Origin of the sequence: Bacillus sp. CH_70, assembly GCF_038007045.1 — a bacterium.
GTDB classification, from domain to species: domain Bacteria; phylum Bacillota; class Bacilli; order Bacillales; family Bacillaceae_G; genus Bacillus_A; species Bacillus_A cereus.
On the sequence record NZ_JBBOWL010000001.1, the window covers coordinates 4213841 to 4236426 of the forward strand.

The following is a 22586-nucleotide window of genomic DNA, read 5'->3' on the forward strand; positions in this document are numbered from 1 at the left end:
AGCCATATGGAAGCTTCTCTCTATAAATGGACTGTAACGTACTTGTTCCGTCATTGATTTAATGTATTATATGACTAAATATAATAGAATTCTCTTAAGTTTGTCAATGTAGATAATCATTTATATTGTATTAATCGCTTATTAATCATAGGTATTCTACTATTCATTCTTAACAGCCTTTTCATATATTATGCGTTTATTAATAAATTGGAATCTCCTTACAATAATAATTTATAAAAATTTCTAAATATTACTTTTTTTGCTATAATTAAATTATTGTGAATAAAATAAAGGAGCGATCACAATGACAACCTTACTTAACAAAGCTAAAAACATATTAGCGACTGACGAAACGATATTATTTTACGCAGCATGTTCATTAGACATATTTATTTATCGTTCCGTCGCAAGGTCAGGATTGCTAATTTTAACGAACAAAAGGCTATTCTTTTACGGGCCAGATGTAAGTAAGAATCCAATATTTGAAGAGTACTCTTTCGCAAAAATTTCTAATCTAAAAGAACAAAAGCATCTTTTCAACAATCAAATTGTATTTATGTATGATAACGAATGGAAAAAAATAAAACATATTCAAACAAATGATGTGAGCTCCCTCGTTCAAAAGATACACGAGCAGCTTTCTAAATAAATATATGATTAGCCCTCTATTTCTTACATAGAGGGCTTCTATACTTACACATTTTCTTTTTTCAAGAGAGGTCTCACATGAACAATGACAGTACGAATAACTGCTAAAATCGGAACCGATATTAGTAATCCTACAATACCAGCTACTTCCCCCCCAACTAGTAATGCAAGCATAATAATAACAGGATGCATACGAAGTGACTTGCCAACAATGTAAGGCGATAAAATGTTACTTTCCACAAATTGCAAAATAGCAATCGTAATCCCCGCCTTAATAAGTAAACTCGTTGATACTGTTGCTGCAATCATTAACGTCGGGATCGCTCCTAAAATAGGACCAAAGTACGGGATTATATCCGTTACCCCAATAATAATGCCAAGCAATAATGGATATTTCATACCGATAAACCAAAAAGAAAGAGCTGATACTCCCCCTAATACTAAACAAACAAATAACTGTCCTCGAATATAACTTCCAAGTGACTTATCAATTTCTTTCGCAAGCATTTGCCCCGTACCTCGCCATTTACTTGGGACTAGTTTCCAAAAGATATGATAAAACTCACCATAATCTTTTAATATGTAAAATACAATGAACGGTATTAAGAAAATAATGAGCAATGAATCGAGTACACCACGAGCTGTACTCATCACTTTATTTAAAAGCGCTTGAATCTTCGTTTCCACACCCACAAAAAGTTGTTTCACCTTTTCATGAATGAACGAAGGGAAATTCGCTGTTTGTTCTGTAACGCCATCCATCCACGAATCGTACATCTTTGTAAACTGCGGAAATTGTTCATTAATCTCTTGTAACTGTTTAATAACGACTGGTGTTCCTTTATAAATCCCATAACCAATTCCGCCGAAGAAAAGGATATAAATGAGCAAAATGGCAAGTGTACGGGGCATCCCTTCCTTATGAATTTTTTCAATTAAAGGGTGCAATAAATACGCAATAAAACAGGCGATAAGAAACGGCGTAATTGCTACTTTAAATACAAAAATAATCGGTGCCCATAGTGGCTTAATTTTTAAAAAGACGAGCAAACAAAGAAAAACAAGTAACAATAACCCTAAACGATATATCCAAATGATTTTAAGATTCTTCACATGAAAAACCTCCTCCACCTTTATTTTGAAAATAAATGGGTTAGGTTATGTGTGAAACTTTTAAAATCTTTTCATACGGACCATACTGTTTTTTAAAGACGTACATATAAATAACATAACAAGGACAACCACCCCTGAGAATACAGCATGAAATAATGTAATCAGGAGGGCTAATTATGGTTTTGTTTATGCTTGGATTATCAGCACTTTTTATGATTCTTGAATGGATTTGTATCGGCTTTGGTATTTGGAAGGGGTTCTTTATTCGTTCCTCACGTAAAGAAAAAGCGAAGCAATTATGGCAGTATGGAATACTTGGCGTCGGCTGTTACGGTCTATCTTATCTTTTCTCAGAAATTGGACTTTTTTATTTGCATATGAGTGCATAAAAAAACTCCCTTGTCTATAAGGGAGTTTTCACTTTATCGAAATGATTATAAGTAAGACTTAATCATCTTACGTGCTTTTTTCATATTGCGTTTTGAAAATACATCTTGCTTACGAGCATATTGATATGCTGCAGCTCCAACACCTAATGCGATTAATGAATTGCGTAGATTCAAAGTAAATCCCCCTTTTCGTTATCCGATCGTTCTTTCATTCTCATCAAATAAATCATCAAGAGAGCTTAATGAACCATCTTCCTCAACTTGATGCGTATGGATTTTCCCCTTTGAAACCGATAATTCGATATAACAATTCCAGCAATAAAATTGGTTGACACCTATTTTCCCAATGTCTTTCCCTTTGCAATTTGGACAAATGAACATATGGCTTTCATCTCCTTACAGTCTCCCAGATTCTATTCGCCATTATGTCCAAACCGCATTCATTTATACATTGCTGGAGCCTTTCAACGCTATGCGTTTGAAAGTTTCACTATATAATTTCACCTTGTTACATGAAATCATACGGTGAAATGTTTTCCACGTCCATTTCCTCGCCATTAACTGTGACCATCTGTACTTCTCCTTGTGATTCCTGCAAGCGACTAGCTAAAGTTGTTTGACGCATTGCATCATCAAGGCGATTTACACCAGATTGGAAAGCTACTTCCTCCCCGCAAATAATAAGGAACTTCTTACTTCTTGTAATGCCCGTGTAAATTAAATTACGGCGTAACATACGGTTGTAACTTTTCACAATCGGCATAATAACAATCGGAAATTCACTACCTTGTGATTTATGAATCGAACAACAATATGCATGTGTAATTTGATTTAAATCCGGCTTTGTATACGTTACCTCAATTCCATCAAATGAAACGATAATCATATCTTGTTGCTCAACGTTTTCTTTCGCATAAAACACCGAAACAATTTCTCCGATATCCCCATTAAACACTTGGCTCTCCGGCTGATTAACGAGTTGCAGTACTTTATCGCCTCTTCGGTATACAACATCACCGTACTGGATTTCTTTACTCTTTTCCCTTTTCGGGTTAAATACTTGTTGCAGCGCTTCGTTTAATACATTAATACCAGCAGGCCCGCGGTACATCGGTGCTAATACTTGAACATCCCTTGCACTAAAGCCTTTTGTTTTAGCGTTTTCGCAAACTTTTTTCACAACCTCAACAATTTGAGCCCCTGTACAGCTGATAAACGAACGATCTTTTTTATTTTGCGCTAAATCTGGCGGGAGTGTGCCGTCTTTGATCGCATGGGCAAGTTGAATAACAGATGAGCCTTCTGCTTGACGATAAATTTCAGTAAGCTTCACTGTCGGAACTGCACCTGCATTTAATAAATCTTTTAATACTTGTCCAGGTCCTACAGATGGCAACTGATCTTCATCACCTACAACGATAACTTGAATATTCGTTGGTAGCGACTTAAATAGCTGATTTGCGAGCCAAATATCAACCATTGAAAATTCATCGATAATAAGGAGCTTACCTTGGACAGGATCCGTTTCATTACGCTGGAAAGATCCTTCTGGCGTCCAGCCAAGCAAACGGTGAATTGTGCAAGCTGGAAGTCCTGTCGATTCACTCATCCGCTTCGCTGCTCTTCCTGTTGGAGCTGTTAATAGTATTGGAAATGGGTTATCATCACTGTATTCATTCGGATTTAACGATAATCCGTGAAGTGACGCATACATTTCAACAATCCCTTTAATAACGGTTGTTTTTCCTGTTCCTGGTCCACCTGTTAATAACATCATCGGTTTATGAAGTGCCGTTTGAATCGCTTCTTGCTGAAACGGTGCATATTGTACATTCAACTGTTCTTCAATTTCACCTAATGTTTTTAACACTTCTGCTTCAGGAAATGAAGGTGTTTCCTCTTGATTCATCAATCGACGAATAGACTTTACAACACCTTTTTCAGAGTAGAATAAAGTTGCTAAATACACTCGTTCTTCTTCTATGATGACTTTCCCTTCACTTTGCATCGTTTCAATACAACCTATAATATCTTCTTCAGTCACTCTTCCTTCTTGATTGTTTAAAAGTGACATCGTTTCTCTTACAAGTTGATCTTTCTTCATATAAACGTGACCAAGTTGCAATGAGACATTCTCTAATGTGTAAAAACATCCCGCTCGTACACGGTCGTCGTGATTACCCGATATCCCTAACGCACGCCCTATATCATCCGCTCGTCCAAAACCAATCCCGTCCACTTCTTCAATAAGTTGATACGGATTATTACGAATCACTTCTAATGTCATCTCTTTATATTGCTGGTAAATCTTAATAGAAAGTTTCGTTCCAAAACCGTAACCATTTAAAAAGCTCATTACTTTCTCTAATCCTTGATGTTCAACAATTGTCTCATATATTTCCTGAGCCTTTTGTTTGTTAACAACACCATTTAACGCCTCAGGGTCATCCATAATTTTAGAAATAGCATGTTCCCCGAGATGATCCACAATTTTTTCCGCTGTACGCTTTCCTATCCCTTTAAATAAATCACTCGCTAAATATTGCACCATACCTGCTTTTGTTTGCGGCAATTCTTTTTTAAATGTTTCAACCATATATTGTTTTCCATACTTTGGATGGTCCTTAAAGTGACCTGTCAATGTAAACACTTCATCTTCATGCATGCGGGGAAAATGACCGTTTATCATTACTTTCTTTTCGTCATACGTTTCATTCGTTTCAATGACTTTCATACTGACAACGGAATAGAGGTTTTCTTCGTTGTGGAAAATGGTATGAAGAACTTGCGCTTTTATAAATTTTTTCTCTTCCTCAAACAAATCCATTGCATGTTGATTTCCCATCTTTCCTCTCCTTTCCGATATTTTCACTTTAATGAGCAGTACATCCCCCACCTTTTTAGATGAGGGATAACTACCCATTAAACTATATTTTTATCTTATTCAGCTTCTTGCTCTAATAAACGAACGCCATTACCAGCTAAAAAGTGATCTGGCTGAATTTCAGTTGCTTTCTTAAATAAAGCGAGAGCTTTCTCGTTATTTTCTTCAAATACGTAAGCAACACCTAAATTGTAATACGCATCTGCATGCTCTTCATCCATTTCTAATACCTTTTCAAAATAAGGTTTCGCCTCTTGAATATGTTCTAGTCGCGCAAAGCAAAGTCCGCACTGGAATACAGCTTCTACATCGTTTTTATCTAATTCTGTTGCTCTTTGTAAGAATGGTAGTGCAAGACGATCATTTCCAAGCTGTACATGTGTAATACCTAACATAAATGTTACATCAGCTGATTGTAATCCAGCTTGCATTGCTTGTTCGAATACAACTTTCGCCTCAGTAAATTGCTCTTGGCCATAATATACGTTTCCTAAGCCATAATAAGCAGCTGCAGATTTATCATCTAACTCTAATGCACGTTTATAAAATAAAATCGCTCGCTCACTATCTCCTAATACGTCTAATAAATTTGCAAAATTAATGTATCCAAGCGCATCTTTCGGATTTTCTTCAATTGCTTCTGTAAAATTTTTAGCTGCTTCTTCCCAATTTCCTTCTTGCATATATTGAATACCTGTTTCAAGTTTGTTTGACATGTCCTTCACCTCTACAACAAATTATAACAAAGAATGTATTTTCCAAGCGAACGAAAACTCGCTTTATGTAAAAGAAACCTCTAACCGCTAATCGGCAGAGGCTTCTCATTTATCCTAAATAATCCAATTTCTTACCACTACGGTATACTTCATCAATTGTAGCACCGCCTAAGCACTCATCTCCATCATAGAAAACGACTGCTTGTCCTGGTGTAATTGCACGAATTGGCTCATCACAAAGAATACGAACTGTATTTTCATCAACGATTTGAACCGTTACTTTATTGTCTTCTTGACGATAACGGAATTTCGCCGTGCACTTAAATTCTGTTTCTTTTTCTTTGTTACTTACCCATCCTACATTCGTAGCAATAACTTCATCACCATATAGAAGTTCGTTATGGAATCCTTGATCAACATATAAAATGTTTTCTTTTAGATTTTTTCCAACAGCAAACCATGGATCACCATTACCACCAATTCCAAGACCATGACGTTGTCCAATTGTATAATACATTAAACCGTCATGCTTCCCTTTCACTTCACCAGATAATGTTTGCATTACACCTGGTTGTGCTGGTAAGTAGTTACTTAAGAAATCTTTAAAGTTACGCTCACCAATGAAGCAAATACCTGTACTATCTTTTTTCGCCGCTGTCGCTAAGCCAGCTTCTTTCGCCATTTCACGAATTTGTGGTTTCTTCAGTTCACCTAACGGGAACATTGTTTTTGATAATTGCTCTTGGCTTAATTGATTTAAGAAGTATGTTTGATCTTTATTGTCATCAACGCCGCGAAGCATTTTATATTCGCCGTCCATATAAGCAACGCGTGCATAATGGCCTGTTGCTACATAATCGGCACCAAGCGCAATTGCATGCTCTAAAAATGCTTTAAATTTAATTTCTTTATTACACATTACATCTGGGTTTGGTGTACGACCAGCTCGGTACTCATCTAAGAAGTACGTAAATACTTTATCCCAGTATTGTTTTTCAAAATTTACTGCATAATACGGAATACCAATTTGGTTACACACTTCAATTACATCATTGTAATCTTCTGTTGCTGTGCAGACACCATTCTCATCTGTATCATCCCAGTTTTTCATAAAAATTCCGATTACATCATAACCTTGCTCTTTTAATAAAAGTGCTGCTACAGATGAATCGACGCCACCGGACATTCCGATGACAACGCGTGTTTCGTGAGGTAGTTTGTTCATCATGTCACCTCCCATGCTAATTTTGTGTTAATCGCTTCACGATTTTCACTGTTTCGTACGCCGCTTTTTCAATTTGCTCTTTCGTATTTCCAAGTCCAAAACTAAAGCGTACGGATGAACGTATTTGATCGGAGTCTTTTCCAAACATCGCTACTAATACATGTGATGGATCAATCGAACCAGCTGTACAAGCAGAACCACTTGATACTGCAATGCCAGCTAGGTCTAAGTTCACAAGAAACGGTTCAATGTTCATTCCTGTAAAACTTACATTAAGTACATGCGGTAAGCGATGTTCTAAGTTTCCGTTTACCTCGAAAGTAATGCCTTCATTTTTGAAGACAGATACCATTATATCTTTAAACTCTTCATATTGGGCATTTTTTTGCTCACGAGTTTTTTCAGCTATAAGAATTGCATGCTGAAGTCCAGCAATACTAGGCACATTTTCCGTACCAGCACGGCGTTTTCTTTCTTGCTCTCCGCCTATTAATAACGGCTCAAATTTCACATTTGCACCAGCGAATAAGAACCCTACACCTTTTGGCCCATTAATTTTATGAGCTGAAATTGATAATAAATCAATACCAAACTCTTTCACATTAATTTCTACTAAACCGTAAGCTTGTACCGCATCTGTATGGAAATAAGCTTGATGCTCTTTTAGCAGCTTTCCTATTTCCACAATTGGTTGCATTGTCCCTACTTCATTATTCCCAAACATAATAGATACAAGAATCGTCTCTTCTGTTAATGCCTTTTGTATGTCAGAAACTTGAATGCGTCCTGTTTCATCGACAGGTAAATATGTCACTTCAAACCCTTCACGCTCTAACAATTCGCACGTATGCAAAATCGCATGATGTTCAATTTGCGTCGTTATTATGTGGTTACCTTTATGACGGTTCGCACGTGCTACACCTATAAGCGCTAAATTATCAGCTTCTGTACCACCGCTCGTAAATATAATTTCATTCGGATTCGCATGAATGCTGCGTGCACACACTCGTCTCGCCTCATCTACTGTGTGACGAGTTTGACGTCCATAAAAGTGAATACTAGACGGGTTCCCGAATATTTCTGTCATATATGGAATCATCTTTTCGACCACTTCTGGGTGAGTCGGAGATGTCGCAGCATGATCTAAGTAAATGCGTTCCATTAAATCTCCTTCTTTCCAAATCGTTTCACAAGGAATTAAATGTAAAACATATAGCCCCCGTGATTTTCTTCCTCATAACGTACTAAATCTTCTAACGTTGTACTATCTAACACTTCTTGCACCGCATCACGAACACGCATCCATAACTGGCGTTGTGCTGGCTCTTCTTCTTCTATCATTTCTACAACACTAATCGGTCCCTCTAATACACGGATTACATCCCCAGCTGTAATGTTAGCCGGTTGATCAGATAATACATATCCGCCATATGCCCCGCGCGTACTCTTTACAAGACGAGCGTTACGAAGTGGTGAAATTAATTGCTCTAAGTAATGCTCGGATAAGTCATGCGCCTGCGCAATTGATTTTAATGAAATTGGACCTTCACCAAACTTTTTTGCAAGATCAATCATAATTGTTAAGCCATAGCGGCCTTTTGTTGAAATCTTCATCTATTTTGCACCTCTTTTCAAATTTTCACTTCTATTGGTTATATCTTATTTATAAAAAGAACACAATTTAAAATCCTATGAAATTATAGCATAATATAGTATTATAAGAAATTTCAACTTGTGTATCAAAATGATAACATAAAATCACATTGAAAAACTCGGAAATTATTACAATTGAAAGAAAAATGAAAATATTCTTCTTCATTTTTCCCATAAAACAGCATCCTATTTCAAATTTCGTAGAAAAAAATGATACGATAGAACGAGATTATATATTAAGGGAGACGGTCTAAATGAAACAACCACTCGCACATCGAATGCGCCCTACAAATATTCAAGAAATTATTGGGCAACAACATTTAGTTGGTGAAGGAAAGATTTTATGGCGAATGGTCCAAGCAAATCATTTTCAATCTATGATTTTATACGGTCCTCCAGGTACAGGAAAAACATCCATTGCCAGTGCAATTGCAGGAAGTACCGGTACCCCGTTTCGTCTATTAAACGCTGTTACTCACAATAAAAAAGATATGGAAGTTGTCGTACAAGAAGCAAAGATGCATCGACACCTCGTTTTAATTTTAGATGAAGTTCACCGTCTAGATAAAGCAAAGCAAGACTTTCTATTACCTCACTTAGAAAGCGGACTTCTTACTTTAATTGGTGCAACGACAAGTAATCCATTCCATGCAATAAACTCCGCTATTCGAAGCAGGTGTCAAATTTTCGAATTACACGCACTAACAGAAGATGATATTTTAATTGGGTTAAAAAGAGCTTTAGAAGATAAAGAAAAAGGCCTTGGAGAATATGCTGTAACGGTAACAGATGAAGCACTACATCATTTTGCAAATGCCTCTGGTGGTGATATGCGTTCCGCTTATAACGCACTTGAACTTGCTGTATTATCTAGCTTTACTACAGACGATCAAGCGGCTGAAATCACACTCGAGATTGCAGAAGAATGCTTACAAAAGAAGAGCTTCGTTCATGACAAAGGCGGCGATGCTCATTATGACGTATTATCAGCATTTCAAAAATCAGTACGCGGAAGTGATGTAAATGCAGCGCTCCATTATTTAGCACGCCTTATTGAAGCAGGTGATTTACAAAGTATTGGCAGACGCCTTCTTATTATGGCTTATGAAGATATTGGACTTGCTAGCCCACAAGCTGGACCGCGTACACTAGCTGCAATTGAATCAGCTGAACGAGTTGGATTCCCAGAAGCACGCATCCCACTTGCAAATGCCGTTATAGAGCTATGCTTATCACCAAAATCAAATTCAGCTTATAAAGCACTTGATGCTGCATTACACGATTTACGCAACGGTCAAACAGGTGACATTCCAAGCCATTTAAAAGATAGTCATTACAAAGGCGCAGAATCACTCGGAAGAGGCATTGGATATTTATATCCACACGACCATCCAAATGGCTGGGTAAGGCAACAATACTTACCTGATAAAATAAAAAACAAGCAATATTATAAACCGAAAACGACAGGGAAATTTGAGCAAGCACTTTCTACTGTTTATGAAAGATTACAAACTTCGAATAAAACGAAAAATAAAGGGTAACATAAACGAAAACGTCACCATTATGGAGGCTTCGCTTATGAAAACACGTCAAGATGCATGGACAAAAGAAGATGATCTCCTTTTAGCAGAAACTGTTTTGCGACATATTCGCAGCGGAAGTACACAAATAAAAGCGTTTGATGAAGTTGGCGACGCTTTAAACCGCACTTCCGCAGCTTGTGGTTTTAGATGGAATGCTGAAGTAAGACCGGATTACGAAGATGCGGTGCAGCTTGCAAAAAAACAACGTAAAGAATTAAAACGTTCTGAAGCTAATATAGAAAAAGATCGGTTCACGAAAACGAAACAACTCGTAATTGACGCCGATTTTTCAGAAGATATTACGCCAAGTAAACAAGATCTTACAATGCAAAATGTCATCTCATTTTTACAAAATTTAGAACATAACAATCCTTCACTTGCAAAGTTGCAAACTGAAAATGATGTATTACAAGCTCAGCTCACTTCTCTGCAAAAAACGAATCATGAACTTGAAACGAAATTAGCGGTACTCACAAAAAAACAACAAGCAATCGAAGAAGATTACGCGATGCTTGTTCGAATTATGGATCGCGCTCGAAAACTCGTTTCGGTTGAAGAACAAGAAGAACAGATTGCTCCCATTTTCAAGACAGATCAAAATGGAAATTTAGATATTATATATTCTGCAGAGAATTAAAAATAAGGATGTCACTTTTTTGACTAAGTGACATCCTTGTTTGTTTTCGATAAACCATATATACATATCGGTAAATGAAATTATATTAACGATTTTTCGAATATATCTATCGTAACTTGCAATATATCAACGGTTTTTCGAATATATCTATCACAACTTACAATATATCAACGATTTTTCAAATATATCTATCACAACTTACAATATATCAACGATTTTTCAAATATATCTATCACAACTTACAATATATCAACGCTTCAATAAAGGAGATCGATTCAATTACAAATATTTACAATAACATTACTCCCTGTCATACAAGAAAACCCCTAAAACATATTGGATAATTTTTACTAAAATGTTATTATAACCATATACCTTTAAAGGGAGATGGTTGCTATTTCATTAATAATCTTCAAAATAACTCTTGGCCTTCTCGTCCTGACTTTAGCTCTTTTCACCATTAACAGTCTAAAAAAGACATCCGCCTATAAATCAGATAAATATGATTATTACTTACTAACCTTACTTACATTTGAACTAGTAGTGATGCAAATATTCATATTTCTTTAATACATATAAAAAAGCATATATCCAAAATGGATATATGCTTTTCTTTTATTCTTGCCCTACACGTTTCACTTCTACATTTTTAATACGTTCACGTACAACGTGACTTGCCATAATTAAGCCTGCCACAGATGGTACGAATGCATTTGATGAAGGCGGTAATTTCGCTTTACGAATTTTTGCATTCTCGTCTGGTACGATTTCTTTACGTACTTCTTCACGAATTACGATTGGGTTTTCGTCAGAGAAGACAACTTTTACACCTTTTTTAATACCCTCTTTACGAAGCTTCGTACGAATTACTTTCGCAATTGGATCTGTATGTGTTTTAGAAATGTCCGCAATACGGAAACGAGTTGGGTCCATTTTATTTGCTGCACCCATACATGAGATAATTTTAATTTTACGACGTAAACATTGTTTAATTAAATGGATTTTGAACGTAATCGTATCAGATGCATCCACTACGAAATCTAAACCGTGTTTAAAGAACTCTTCATATGTTTCATCTGTATAAAACATTTCTAATCCAATTACTTCACATTCCGGATTAATGTCTGCAATACGCTCTTTCATTAATTCTACTTTTGAACGTCCTACAGTAGATACTAAAGCGTGAATTTGACGGTTTACGTTTGTAATATCTACAACGTCTTTATCAACTAATACGAGACGTCCTACTCCAGAACGCGCTAACGCTTCAGCTGAAAATGAACCTACGCCGCCAATTCCTAAAATACCGACTGTACTATTTTTTAATATTTCAAGTCCTTCTTTACCGAAGGCTAATTCATTACGTGAAAATTGATGTAACATTCAGCTCTACACTCCTATTACAAAAATGGTCTACCATGTATTCTAGCGTTTTTCCGACTATTTGTATAGAAAAAGTTATAGAATTCCTAAAAATACATATTTCGAGAATGAAAACATAGACCAGAATTTTACTTCTTCCTAAATACACGTTTAAAAAAGAGGATTTAAAGAACCGAGCAGATCGAGGCGCTTATGCCAGGAGGAGCGCAGTGTAGCTTTAACTACTCGAGCACCGGACTTTTTAAACTTCCCCTCAAAAAAAGTCTAGATGGTTATAGTATAACCATCTAGACCCTATTCTTACTTTTCTTCTTTTAAGCTTAATTTTAAGTTTAACTCTTCAAGCTGTGCTTCTGCAACTGGGCTTGGAGCTTCTGTTAATAAGCAGCTTGCGCTTGCTGTTTTTGGGAATGCAATTGTATCACGAAGGTTCGTACGGCCTGCAAGTAACATAACAAGACGATCTAAACCTAATGCGATTCCGCCGTGTGGTGGTGTACCGTATTCGAATGCTTCTAATAAGAATCCGAATTGCTCTTGCGCTTCTTCTTGTGAGAATCCAAGTGCTTTGAACATTTTTTCTTGTACGTCACGCTCGTAAATACGAAGTGATCCACCACCAAGCTCATAACCGTTTAATACAAGGTCATATGCTTGTGCACGTGCTTTTTCTGGTGCTGTTTCTAGTAGCTCAACGTCTTCACGGAATGGCATTGTGAATGGGTGATGAGCTGCGAAATAACGATCTGCATCTTCATCGTACTCAAGAAGTGGCCAATCAGTTACCCATAGGAAGTTAAATTTACTTTCATCAATTAACTCAAGCTCTTTACCTAGACGTAAACGAAGTGCGCCTAAGCTATCTGCAACAACGCTCTTCTTATCTGCTACGAATAGTAATAAGTCGCCAGCAGTAGCTTCTAATGTACTCATTAACACGTTTGCATCTTCTTCACCGAAGAATTTCGCAATCGGTCCTTTTAAGCCGTCTTCTTCAACTTTAAGCCAAGCTAGACCTTTTGCACCGTATACTTTCACGAATTCAGTTAATGCATCGATGTCTTTACGAGAATATTTACTTGCAGCACCTTTTGCATTAATTGCTTTTACTTGTCCGCCGCTTTCTACAGCACTTGTAAACACTTTAAAGCCACAACCTGCTGCAAACTCAGATAAGTCTGTTAGTTCCATTTCAAAGCGTGTATCTGGCTTATCAGAACCGTAGCGAGCCATTGCATCAGCATATTTCATACGAGGGAATGGTGCACTAACTTCTACACCTTTTGCATCCTTCATAACTTTCGTCATCATACGCTCCATCATTTCTAAAATCTCATCTTGTGTTAAGAATGAAGCTTCAATATCGATTTGCGTGAATTCTGGTTGACGATCTGCACGTAAATCTTCGTCACGGAAACAACGTGCTACTTGATAGTAACGCTCAAATCCGCCGACCATAAGAAGCTGTTTAAATAACTGTGGTGACTGTGGTAATGCATAGAATTCACCGTCATGTACACGACTTGGTACTAAATAGTCACGAGCTCCTTCTGGCGTACTTTTCGTTAAAATTGGTGTTTCTACTTCTAAGAACTCTTCTGTATCTAAGAAGTTACGAATTGTTTTTGTTACGTCGTGACGCATTTTGAATGTGTTGAACATTACAGGACGACGTAAGTCTAAATAACGATATTTTAAACGCACATCTTCTGATGCATCTGTATCATCAGCAATAATAATTGGTGTTGTTTTCGCTGCATTTAGTACATTTACTTTTGTTGCTTGTACTTCAATACGACCAGTTGCCATATTGTCATTAATTGCGCCTTCACCACGTTCAACAACTGTACCTTCTATGTGTAATACGTATTCGCTACGAATTGTTTCTGCTACTTCTAACGCTTCTTTTGATGTTTCTGGGTTAAATACAACTTGTACGATACCTGTACGGTCACGTAAATCGATAAAGATTAATCCACCTAAGTCACGGCGTTTTTGTACCCAACCTTTTAATTGAACTGTTTGTCCAACAGCTTCTACTGTTACTTTTCCACATGCATGTGTTCTTTCAGCCACTGTAAGTTCCCCCTATATTAATTTCTCTGCTACGTATGAAGCAAATACATCTAAAGCTACCTCTTCTTGTTCACCTGTTGCCATATCTTTTAAGTTAATGATGCCTTTATCTAGCTCATCTTCTCCTAATACAGCTACAAATTTCGCCTTTAGACGATCTGCTGATTTAAATTGTGCTTTCATTTTGCGATCTAAATAATCTTTTTCAACCGACAATCCAGCTTTACGAAGATCGAATGCCACTTTTGCAGCATGGTCTTTCGCTTTTTCACCAAGCGCTACAACGTAACAATCAATGCTATGTTCAAGTGGTAATTCAATGTTTTCAGCTTTTAGCGCCATAATTAAACGTTCAAGACTCATTGCAAAACCGATACCTGGCATTTCTGGTCCACCGATTTCTTGTACAAGTCCGTTATAACGGCCACCACCGCTTAATGTAGTGATCGCACCGAAACCTTCTGCCTCACTCATAATTTCAAAAACAGTATGTTGATAGTAGTCTAAACCACGCACTAAGTTCGGATCTTTTTCAAATGGAACATCCATCATCGTTAATAGTTCTTGTACTTTGTCGTAGTATACTGCTGAATCTTCGTTTAAGTATTCTGTAATAGATGGAGCTGTTGCCATTAATTCATGGTTACGGTCCTTCTTACAGTCTAAAATTCGAAGTGGGTTCTTTTCTAAGCGAGATTGACAGTCAGAGCAGAATTCGCCGATACGTGGCTCAAAGTGTGCGATTAATGCATCACGGTGTGCTTGACGACTCGCTGCGTCACCTAAACTGTTTAATACAACTTTAATATTTTTTAAGCCCATGCCGCGGTAAAATTCAACAGCAAGTGCAATTACTTCTGCATCAATTGCAGGGTCATTACTGCCGATTGCTTCGATACCGAATTGTACGAATTGACGATAGCGACCTGCTTGTGGTCTTTCATAACGGAACATTTGACCGATATAGTATAATTTCGTTGGTTGTGTTGCATCACCAAACATTTTATTTTCAACGTAAGAACGTACAACAGGTGCAGTACCTTCTGGACGTAATGTTAAGCTACGCTCTCCACGATCTTGGAATGAGTACATTTCTTTTTGTACGATATCTGTCGTATCACCAACACCGCGTAAAAATAGCTCAGTGTGCTCAAAAATTGGTGTACGAATTTCTTTATAATTGTAACGACGGCAAATTTCGCGTGCTTGCCCTTCGATATACTGCCATAACTCAACAGTGCCTGGAAGAATATCTTGCGTTCCGCGTGGGATTTGAATAGACATATTCAGTTCCTCCTCAAATTGTTTTAATCTTAATAAAAATAAAAAAACTCCCGCCTCTACTGTTTAAACAGTAGGGACGAGAGTATTATACCCGTGGTGCCACCCTAATTGAAGCACGTATGCTTCCACTTTTTTAATAACGCTTAAATATGCGTTCATCCCTACTAAGCATATATGCCGTTCAAGTTGAAACCTCTAGAGTGTCATTCAATCAGTCATCATGCAGAAATGTTTTCAGCCTAAGACATTCCTTCTCTTTCCATGTGTATCTCATTTACTCTTCTCTATCAACGGTTATATTCATATGTAAATATAAAATTACTATACGTTTGTTAAGTAGGATTGTCAAGTGCTCTAAGAACGTTCAATCTGCTTCTTTAAACGCTTTACATCTTGAAGAGAAATCCCAAACTCGGAAGCAAGCTCCATTGAAGTATTATTTTGCTCTTTTGAAATAAAATCATGAAAATTCACGTTAAACAGTTGATTTGCACCATTTGTAACAGAATGCCCTTTTTCATTCATACGCATACGTATATCCCTCACATTCAATATGGATGTTTTACTTTTTATTGTTCCATATTGATGAGAGAGTTATACATAACCGAAACTGCTATTGATTCCAAATAAACATTAGTATTCGATTTACAACAATAACAATAGCCAGTCCACTTGCGAGCATATGATGCTTCAAATGATATAACGCTGCAACACCTACTCCAAATACGATAATTTCTAATAATACATGTAATATACCTTGTACTTCCCATTCTGCATGTGGAGCTCCAAATAGCCCCCAAATGACAGCAATAACAATTGGAATAATAATAGCAAGTGTAATTTTTATAGCCATTGTTGTTCCTACTCGATATCCCCAGTATCCAACAATCCCAAGAATACATAACTCTAACATAAAACGTAAAGCTATATTAAATTCTTGAAGCATGCTACACCTTCTTTTTCTTTTATTCCCCTTTAAATTAATCCTATGATAAAGTGAAACTTTAATCAGTGGGGGTTTTGTTCATCCACCACTGATTATTAGTTGAACCAATCGGGCTTTTACGGGCAGTTAATCCTCACCTAACTTCTTTACTTCCGCTGAATTTTGAGGTGGAGGGTCTTACTGCCCGTTAATGCGGGATAAATAAACAAAACACACAACAATGTATAAAAAAGAGAGGATTATATAATCCTCTCTTTTTTATCAACACTATTTACTATCAACAATTAAGGTCACCGGACCATCATTGATTAAAGAAACGTCCATCATTGCTCCGAACTTTCCTGTTTCCACATGCAATCCTTGTTTGCGAACTTCTTCATTAAAGAAATCGTATAAACGCTCTGCGTAGTCAGGTTTCGCAGCATCCATAAAGTTTGGACGTCTTCCCTTGCGACAATCTCCGTATAATGTAAATTGCGAAATAGATAGAACTTGTCCTTCTACATCAAGTACAGAATGATTCATCTTTCCGCTCTCATCTTCAAAAATACGTAAGTTTGCAATTTTTTCCGCAATATAAGTTGCATCTTTTTCTGTATCTTCATGCGTAATGCCAACTAGTAATGTTAAACCGAACGGAATTTGTCCTACGATCTCACCGTCTACTGTGACAGACGCTTTCTTTGATCGTTGTAAAACAACTCTCATCTTTCTACACTCCCTATTAATGCATCATGCGTCGTACTGCATAAATTTCTGGAACGCGTTTAATGCGTTCTACTACTTTTTTCAAGTGTTGTAAGTTACGAATCGAGATTGACATATTAATTGTTGCCATTTTATTACGGTCACTTCTACCAGAAACAGCTGAAATGTACGTTTTCGTCTCTGTAACAGCTTGCAGTACTTCATTTAATAAACCACGGCGATCGTAACCCGAAATTTCAATATCAACGTTATACTCAATTTCTTTTTCAGGGCTACCTTCCCACTCTACCTCTAATAAACGTTCTACAGCTTCTTCTGTATGAACGTTTACACAATCACGGCGGTGAATCGATACACCTCGGCCTTTCGTAATATATCCAACGATATCATCGCCTGGAACTGGGTTACAGCATTTCGATAAACGGATTAATAAATTATCAGCACCGCTTACCTTTACACCAGAATCCCATTTTCGAATTTTCATCGGTTTACGAACTTCTTTAACTTCAACAATTTCTTCTTCTTCGCGTTGTTTGCGGAACTTGTCCGTTAGTCGCGTAACAATTTGCGAAGCTGTAATTCCGCTATATCCAACTGCTGCAAACATATCTTCTTCATTTGCAAAGTTAAATTTCTCAGCGACGCGTTTTAAGTTATCAGGCGCTAATACTTCTTTCATCTCATACTCTAGACCACGTACTTCCTTTTCAACAAGTTCACGGCCTTTTTCAATATTTTCGTCTCTACGTTGTTTCTTAAAGAATTGACGAATTTTATTTTTCGCATGAGATGTTTGAGCAAGTTTTACCCAATCTTGACTTGGGCCATATGAATGTTTCGACGTTAAAATTTCAATGATGTCGCCTGTTTTTAATTTATAATCCAACGTCACCATTTTACCGTTTACTTTTGCACCAATTGTTTTATTCCCAATTTCCGAATGGACACGATACGCGAAATCAATCGGAACCGATCCAAGTGGTAATTCCATTACATCGCCTTTCGGTGTAAAGACGAATACCATGTCAGAAAATAAATCAATTTTTAATGACTCCATAAATTCTTCTGCATTAGAAGCTTCATTTTGCCATTCTAGTATTTGACGGAACCATGTGAGTTTCTTCTCTAATGTACCTGTTGTTTCTGCTGTTTTTCCTTCTTTGTACGCCCAGTGTGCCGCGATCCCGAATTCTGCAATTTCGTGCATTTCTTTCGTACGAATTTGCACTTCAAGTGGATCACCTTTTGGTCCAATTACAGTCGTATGAAGAGATTGATATAGATTTGCTTTTGGCATTGCAATATAATCTTTAAAACGACCTGGCATCGGCTTCCAGCACGTATGAATAATTCCAAGCACCGCATAACAATCTTTAATACTATTTACAACGACACGTACAGCTAATAAATCGTAAATTTCATTGAACTGCTTATTTTGCAGTGCCATTTTACGATAAATGCTGTAAATATGTTTCGGTCTTCCAGAAATCTCAGGTTGAATTGCAACTTCTTTTAATTTCTCACGAATACCAGTCATTACTTCGTCTAAGTATTCTTCACGTTCTGCACGTTTACGCTTCATTAAATTTACAATACGATAATATTGTTGGGGATTTAAATAGCGAAGTGACGTATCCTCTAGCTCCCATTTAATAGTACTAATTCCGAGTCTATGTGCTAAAGGTGCAAAGATTTCTAACGTTTCATTCGCTATGCGACGCTGCTTCTCTTGAGGCAAATGTTTCAATGTACGCATGTTATGAAGACGATCAGCTAGTTTAATTAAAATAACTCGAATGTCTTGAGCCATTGCAATAAACATTTTGCGATGGTTTTCGGCTTGTTGTTGTTCGTGAGATTTATATTTAATCTTCCCAAGTTTTGTAACACCATCAACAAGCATAGCAATTTCTTTGTTAAATTCCCGTTCAATATCTTCTAACGTAATCTCTGTATCTTCCACTACATCATGTAAGAAACCTGCTGATACCGTAGCTGGATCCATGTGTAAATCAACTAAAATACCTGCAACTTGAATCGGATGAATAATATACGGTTCACCCGATTTTCTATATTGTTCGCTATGCGCATCACGTGCATATTCATAGGCACGCGCCACTAGCTCAATATCTTCATCCGCTAAATATTGACTTGCTTTCTCGAGTACCTGTTCAGCTGTTAGTACCTGCTCATTTGCCATCGAATCACCTTTTATTGAAAATTGACTTTATCTTTATTTAATAGAATAAATTATATTCTATCATTATAACCCAATGATTGTGAATTGTGAAAAGGAAAAGATTTTACTGACATTTCACCATGATTTTTTGTTCAATTATACAAAAGTACCCGCTCCTCTCCAAGAGATTCACGGGTACTTTTTATCACCGTAGTTTTACCTATATAGTGATTAGTATTTTTCTAATACTAATACATCGTAACCATCTAACATTTTACGACCATCTAAGTAAGTAAGCTCTACTAAGAATGCAATCCCTGCTACAACTCCGCCTAGCTCTTCAACTAACTTAATTGTCGCTTCGATTGTTCCACCTGTAGCTAATAGATCATCTGTAATTAATACGCGTTGACCTGGCTTAATTGCATCTTTATGGATTGTTAAAACATCTTTACCATATTCTTTACCGTAGTCAACTGTAATTACTTCACGTGGTAATTTTCCTAATTTACGAACTGGCGCAAATCCTACTTCTAACGCATAAGAAACTGGGCAACCGATAATGAAACCACGAGCTTCTGGTCCTACTACAACATCGATATCTCTTTCTTTTGCGTACTCAACGATTGCATCTGTTGCTGCTTTGTATGCTTTACCGTCATTCATTAAAGGCGTAATGTCCTTAAACACAATACCTTCTTTCGGATAATCCGGTACAATTGCGATATGTTGCTTGAAATCCATATTTCTGAATCCTCCTCAGATCTAAAAGGTTTGTAAATACAAATCCTTTACCCTAACTGTTCTACTTCTTTATGATTACGAATCGTTTCAAACCATGTATATAGTTGCTGATATGTGCTATAAACCAATTCTTTTTCTAATTGTAAGTGGTTCATTTTCTCACGATATGTGTTCGATTCAATTAAATCACGCTTTTGTTTTTTGTCTGCCATAAAAATGACGCCATCTTTTATTGTAACAAATTCTAACTCAAAAAACACCTGTGTCATGAAATTTACTGTATCTTTTGACCAGCCTTTATGGCGACATAGTTGTTCTCCATATTGTCTTAAAGAAAATGGTGTTTTTTGGCTTAAGAAAGAATAGTACCATTTAAAGTGTTCTCTCGTAGGAACTGTACTAAATAGATGGTTATTTTCTTGATAAAACAGCGTATAAATTCGCGCTGGGAATCCTACTTTAAATAGCTCACTTAATTCATCTGTTCCTTTTGGTAAATCAAGTAACACGATATATTGATCATCTAAATGCGTTACTTCTGAAGCATGCATGAGCTTCTCTTTATAGCTCTCTAAAGAAAATTTATTCAATACCTCTTCAGAAAAATACACCATTGTTATTTTTTCTTTCGGAAGTTCTGCTAAATTTGCTTCTGCATTACGCATACTACGCCAATCAAATAATTGCCACGCCTCTACAGCAATATCTTGTACCATTAATTGTGGCTTCTTAAAATTATTCCATTCATTGATGGATGCTTCTCCTATTACAGATACTTTTGCAACTGGAGAGATTTCTTTCGCATATGCACCAAAACCAAATCCAATTGTATCCAGTGTTGCTTGTCCATCACGAAGAGCCATTTTTAAATGAGAGCCATCTGATCCGATTGCGCGAATACTTTCTAACTCTGCATCTTTCACTGCAATACGTGGTTTCGGATTTCCAACACCAAATGGTGCTAACTTCTGCATATCTTCAATTGCCGCTAGTGTTACATCCTCTACTTTGCAAAAAACATCAACTGCTGTAATTGGAATAAAATCTTCTTCTGTTAAAATTGCATCTGCTTGTTCATTTAAGCGGCGACGTAATTCAGCTACATCATTCATATGTAGCGTCATTCCCGCTGCCATCGGATGCCCTCCGAAGTGTGGCAATAACTCTCTACAATCTGATAAATTTGCAAACAAATCAAATCCTGCAATACTACGCGCTGAGCCTTTTGCTGTTTCTTTTATAGGATCAATGCATAATACAATAGTCGGACGATAAAAACGTTCAACTAATTTAGAAGCGACAATCCCAATTACACCCGGATTCCAACCTTCTTTTACAAGTACTAACACTTTGTTTTCTTCTGGCGGGAAGTTATTTTCAACTTCAGCGATAGCCTCTTCTGTAATTTGCTTTACAATATCTTTTCGCAGTTTGTTCAGCTCATCAATTTCTTCGGCTAACTCTTTTGCTTCCTCAGGATCATCTGATAATAAAAGGTGTACAGCCGGCGTTGCATCTTCTAAACGCCCAACCGCATTAATACGCGGTGCAATTGAGAAGCCGATACTCTCTTCTGTAATTTCACTTTGCGAAACGTTAGCAACTTTAAACAATGCCTTTAAACCAATATTTTTCGTCATACGCATATGTTTTAAACCGCGTTTCACTAGCAACCTATTTTCACCATGAAGTGACACTAAATCGGCTACTGTACCGATTACTGCAATCTCTAATAAATGTTCTGGTACACGGCCTAATAGTGCATGCGCAACTTTAAACGCAACACCTACACCAGCTAAATAGTGAAACGGATATACACCGCCATCTAATTTCGGATGTATAATCGCAAGTGCTTCTGGCAATTCTGGCGGTGGCTCATGGTGATCTGTAATAATTAGATCTATTCCAAGCTCTTTCGCTACATTCGCTTCATGTACTGCTGCGATGCCAGTGTCGACAGTAATAATCAGTGAGAACCCTGCACTATGCGCCCAACGAAACGCTTCTTCATTCGGCCCATACCCTTCTGTAAAACGATTTGGAATATAAAATTCTACTTCTGCACCTAATTCTTGAAGAGCAAGATATAACACAGTTGTACTACTTACTCCGTCTGCATCGTAATCACCAAATATTAATATTTGTTCTCCATTTTGAATCGCCTTATTTACACGTTCTACCGTTCTATCCATTCCTTCTAATAAAAATGGATCATGAAATTCTTGATTTTCTGTATTTAAAAAATCTAAAATCTTATCTTCTGTATCTAGTCCTCTACCGAGGAATAATGAAACGACAAGTGGCGATAACTGTAATTTACTTGCTAATTCACTCACTCGTTCGTCATTATATTCTTTTTCTTTCCAACGCGTCTTCGGTTGTAACACGAAATCACCCCTTAACCTGTTCATTATACAA

General features: G+C 36.9%; 21 protein-coding genes and 2 other annotated features (1 of these 23 cut by a window edge). Of the genes, 4 read left to right on the forward strand and 17 right to left on the reverse strand.

Features of this window, described 5'->3' with window-relative positions; translation table 11 throughout:
- Nucleotides 1-63: a binding site (T-box leader), on the reverse strand (it extends 157 nt beyond the left edge of the window).
- Nucleotides 64-304: 241 nt separating this feature from the next.
- Complete coding sequence (locus N2V79_RS21535) at nucleotides 305-649, forward strand: PH domain-containing protein (RefSeq protein ID WP_088025459.1); 345 nt, start codon at nucleotides 305-307, stop codon at nucleotides 647-649.
- Nucleotides 650-693: 44 nt separating this feature from the next.
- Here the strand turns inward: N2V79_RS21535 and N2V79_RS21540 are convergent, their stop codons facing one another.
- Nucleotides 694-1761 carry an AI-2E family transporter gene (locus N2V79_RS21540; RefSeq protein ID WP_000793129.1) on the reverse strand — a complete coding sequence of 356 codons (1068 nt, stop codon included), beginning with the start codon at nucleotides 1759-1761 and terminating at the stop codon, nucleotides 694-696.
- A 176-nt stretch (nucleotides 1762-1937) separates the two neighbouring features.
- Here N2V79_RS21540 and N2V79_RS21545 point away from each other — a divergent pair, with 176 nt between their 5' ends.
- Nucleotides 1938-2150, forward strand: coding sequence for a hypothetical protein (locus N2V79_RS21545; RefSeq protein WP_000242539.1), 213 nt, complete (start codon nucleotides 1938-1940; stop codon nucleotides 2148-2150).
- Nucleotides 2151-2195: 45 nt separating this feature from the next.
- Here the strand turns inward: N2V79_RS21545 and N2V79_RS21550 are convergent, their stop codons facing one another.
- The 7 genes from N2V79_RS21550 to cymR all read right to left on the reverse strand — a co-directional run bounded on the left by N2V79_RS21550 (nucleotide 2196) and on the right by cymR (nucleotide 8589).
- Nucleotides 2196-2324 (reverse strand): YrzQ family protein, encoded by a 129-nt coding sequence (locus N2V79_RS21550; RefSeq protein ID WP_001053553.1) that lies wholly within the window; start codon nucleotides 2322-2324, stop codon nucleotides 2196-2198.
- Nucleotides 2325-2342: 18 nt separating this feature from the next.
- Nucleotides 2343-2531 (reverse strand): hypothetical protein, encoded by a 189-nt coding sequence (locus N2V79_RS21555; RefSeq protein WP_000469281.1) that lies wholly within the window; start codon nucleotides 2529-2531, stop codon nucleotides 2343-2345.
- A 127-nt stretch (nucleotides 2532-2658) separates the two neighbouring features.
- On the reverse strand, nucleotides 2659-4995 hold the full coding sequence (gene recD2, locus N2V79_RS21560; protein WP_340720207.1) for an SF1B family DNA helicase RecD2: 2337 nt from the start codon (nucleotides 4993-4995) through the stop codon (nucleotides 2659-2661).
- Nucleotides 4996-5090: 95 nt separating this feature from the next.
- Nucleotides 5091-5750 (reverse strand): tetratricopeptide repeat protein, encoded by a 660-nt coding sequence (locus tag N2V79_RS21565; RefSeq protein WP_327905700.1) that lies wholly within the window; start codon nucleotides 5748-5750, stop codon nucleotides 5091-5093.
- Between the two features lie 109 nt (nucleotides 5751-5859).
- On the reverse strand, nucleotides 5860-6975 hold the full coding sequence (gene mnmA / locus N2V79_RS21570) for a tRNA 2-thiouridine(34) synthase MnmA (protein ID WP_001038010.1): 1116 nt from the start codon (nucleotides 6973-6975) through the stop codon (nucleotides 5860-5862).
- 16 nt (nucleotides 6976-6991) lie between these two features.
- A complete protein-coding gene (locus tag N2V79_RS21575) occupies nucleotides 6992-8137 on the reverse strand; it encodes a cysteine desulfurase family protein (protein WP_078400283.1) in 1146 nt (381 codons plus the stop codon).
- A gap of 35 nt (nucleotides 8138-8172) precedes the next feature.
- Nucleotides 8173-8589, reverse strand: a complete 417-nt coding sequence (cymR, locus tag N2V79_RS21580) for a cysteine metabolism transcriptional regulator CymR (protein ID WP_000704116.1) — start codon at nucleotides 8587-8589, stop codon at nucleotides 8173-8175.
- A gap of 293 nt (nucleotides 8590-8882) precedes the next feature.
- Here cymR and N2V79_RS21585 point away from each other — a divergent pair, with 293 nt between their 5' ends.
- Together N2V79_RS21585 and N2V79_RS21590 are read left to right on the forward strand one after the other, a co-directional pair.
- The gene (locus tag N2V79_RS21585) at nucleotides 8883-10169 is read left to right on the forward strand and encodes a replication-associated recombination protein A (RefSeq protein ID WP_000812919.1); all 1287 of its coding nucleotides are present in this window, start codon (nucleotides 8883-8885) and stop codon (nucleotides 10167-10169) included.
- A 37-nt stretch (nucleotides 10170-10206) separates the two neighbouring features.
- On the forward strand, nucleotides 10207-10848 hold the full coding sequence (locus N2V79_RS21590; protein WP_069356223.1) for an RsfA family transcriptional regulator: 642 nt from the start codon (nucleotides 10207-10209) through the stop codon (nucleotides 10846-10848).
- Nucleotides 10849-11463: 615 nt separating this feature from the next.
- On the opposite strand, the gene N2V79_RS21595 is transcribed toward N2V79_RS21590, so the two are convergent.
- The 9 genes from N2V79_RS21595 to recJ all read right to left on the reverse strand — a co-directional run bounded on the left by N2V79_RS21595 (nucleotide 11464) and on the right by recJ (nucleotide 22555).
- Nucleotides 11464-12231 carry a tRNA threonylcarbamoyladenosine dehydratase gene (locus tag N2V79_RS21595; RefSeq protein WP_000903182.1) on the reverse strand — a complete coding sequence of 256 codons (768 nt, stop codon included), beginning with the start codon at nucleotides 12229-12231 and terminating at the stop codon, nucleotides 11464-11466.
- A 300-nt stretch (nucleotides 12232-12531) separates the two neighbouring features.
- Nucleotides 12532-14307, reverse strand: a complete 1776-nt coding sequence (gene aspS / locus N2V79_RS21600; protein WP_000840885.1) for an aspartate--tRNA ligase — start codon at nucleotides 14305-14307, stop codon at nucleotides 12532-12534.
- A gap of 12 nt (nucleotides 14308-14319) precedes the next feature.
- Nucleotides 14320-15591, reverse strand: a complete 1272-nt coding sequence (hisS, locus tag N2V79_RS21605) for a histidine--tRNA ligase (protein WP_069356224.1) — start codon at nucleotides 15589-15591, stop codon at nucleotides 14320-14322.
- Nucleotides 15592-15660: 69 nt separating this feature from the next.
- Nucleotides 15661-15891: a binding site (T-box leader), on the reverse strand.
- A 54-nt stretch (nucleotides 15892-15945) separates the two neighbouring features.
- On the reverse strand, nucleotides 15946-16122 hold the full coding sequence (locus N2V79_RS21610) for a hypothetical protein (RefSeq protein WP_001242605.1): 177 nt from the start codon (nucleotides 16120-16122) through the stop codon (nucleotides 15946-15948).
- Nucleotides 16123-16204: 82 nt separating this feature from the next.
- Nucleotides 16205-16537: a YrdB family protein gene (locus tag N2V79_RS21615; protein ID WP_069356225.1), complete on the reverse strand. Its 333-nt coding sequence runs from the start codon at nucleotides 16535-16537 to the stop codon at nucleotides 16205-16207.
- Between the two features lie 267 nt (nucleotides 16538-16804).
- Nucleotides 16805-17245, reverse strand: coding sequence for a D-tyrosyl-tRNA(Tyr) deacylase (locus N2V79_RS21620; protein WP_098126816.1), 441 nt, complete (start codon nucleotides 17243-17245; stop codon nucleotides 16805-16807).
- 16 nt (nucleotides 17246-17261) lie between these two features.
- Entirely contained in the window at nucleotides 17262-19445 is a 2184-nt protein-coding gene (gene relA, locus N2V79_RS21625) for a GTP diphosphokinase (RefSeq protein WP_001262795.1), read from the reverse strand.
- Between the two features lie 210 nt (nucleotides 19446-19655).
- Nucleotides 19656-20168 carry an adenine phosphoribosyltransferase gene (locus N2V79_RS21630; protein ID WP_000346215.1) on the reverse strand — a complete coding sequence of 171 codons (513 nt, stop codon included), beginning with the start codon at nucleotides 20166-20168 and terminating at the stop codon, nucleotides 19656-19658.
- Nucleotides 20169-20215: 47 nt separating this feature from the next.
- The gene (gene recJ, locus N2V79_RS21635) at nucleotides 20216-22555 is read right to left on the reverse strand and encodes a single-stranded-DNA-specific exonuclease RecJ (protein ID WP_340720208.1); all 2340 of its coding nucleotides are present in this window, start codon (nucleotides 22553-22555) and stop codon (nucleotides 20216-20218) included.
- Nucleotides 22556-22586 lie beyond the last annotated feature (31 nt).

Coding starts and splice junctions, on each gene's coding strand:
- N2V79_RS21630 (WP_000346215.1), bottom strand. CDS start 20,168: ATGGATTTCAAGCAACATATCGCAATTGTACCGGATTATCCGAAAGAA.
- N2V79_RS21595 (WP_000903182.1), bottom strand. CDS start 12,231: ATGTTACATCAATTTTCACGTAATGAATTAGCCTTCGGTAAAGAAGGA.
- N2V79_RS21535 (WP_088025459.1), top strand. CDS start 305: ATGACAACCTTACTTAACAAAGCTAAAAACATATTAGCGACTGACGAA.
- N2V79_RS21585 (WP_000812919.1), top strand. CDS start 8,883: ATGAAACAACCACTCGCACATCGAATGCGCCCTACAAATATTCAAGAA.
- cymR (WP_000704116.1), bottom strand. CDS start 8,589: ATGAAGATTTCAACAAAAGGCCGCTATGGCTTAACAATTATGATTGAT.
- N2V79_RS21545 (WP_000242539.1), top strand. CDS start 1,938: ATGGTTTTGTTTATGCTTGGATTATCAGCACTTTTTATGATTCTTGAA.
- hisS (WP_069356224.1), bottom strand. CDS start 15,591: ATGTCTATTCAAATCCCACGCGGAACGCAAGATATTCTTCCAGGCACT.
- relA (WP_001262795.1), bottom strand. CDS start 19,445: ATGGCAAATGAGCAGGTACTAACAGCTGAACAGGTACTCGAGAAAGCA.
- mnmA (WP_001038010.1), bottom strand. CDS start 6,975: ATGAACAAACTACCTCACGAAACACGCGTTGTCATCGGAATGTCCGGT.
- N2V79_RS21610 (WP_001242605.1), bottom strand. CDS start 16,122: ATGCGTATGAATGAAAAAGGGCATTCTGTTACAAATGGTGCAAATCAA.
- recD2 (WP_340720207.1), bottom strand. CDS start 4,995: ATGGGAAATCAACATGCAATGGATTTGTTTGAGGAAGAGAAAAAATTT.
- N2V79_RS21565 (WP_327905700.1), bottom strand. CDS start 5,750: ATGTCAAACAAACTTGAAACAGGTATTCAATATATGCAAGAAGGAAAT.
- N2V79_RS21615 (WP_069356225.1), bottom strand. CDS start 16,537: ATGCTTCAAGAATTTAATATAGCTTTACGTTTTATGTTAGAGTTATGT.
- N2V79_RS21590 (WP_069356223.1), top strand. CDS start 10,207: ATGAAAACACGTCAAGATGCATGGACAAAAGAAGATGATCTCCTTTTA.
- N2V79_RS21620 (WP_098126816.1), bottom strand. CDS start 17,245: ATGAGAGTTGTTTTACAACGATCAAAGAAAGCGTCTGTCACAGTAGAC.
- N2V79_RS21575 (WP_078400283.1), bottom strand. CDS start 8,137: ATGGAACGCATTTACTTAGATCATGCTGCGACATCTCCGACTCACCCA.
- N2V79_RS21555 (WP_000469281.1), bottom strand. CDS start 2,531: ATGTTCATTTGTCCAAATTGCAAAGGGAAAGACATTGGGAAAATAGGT.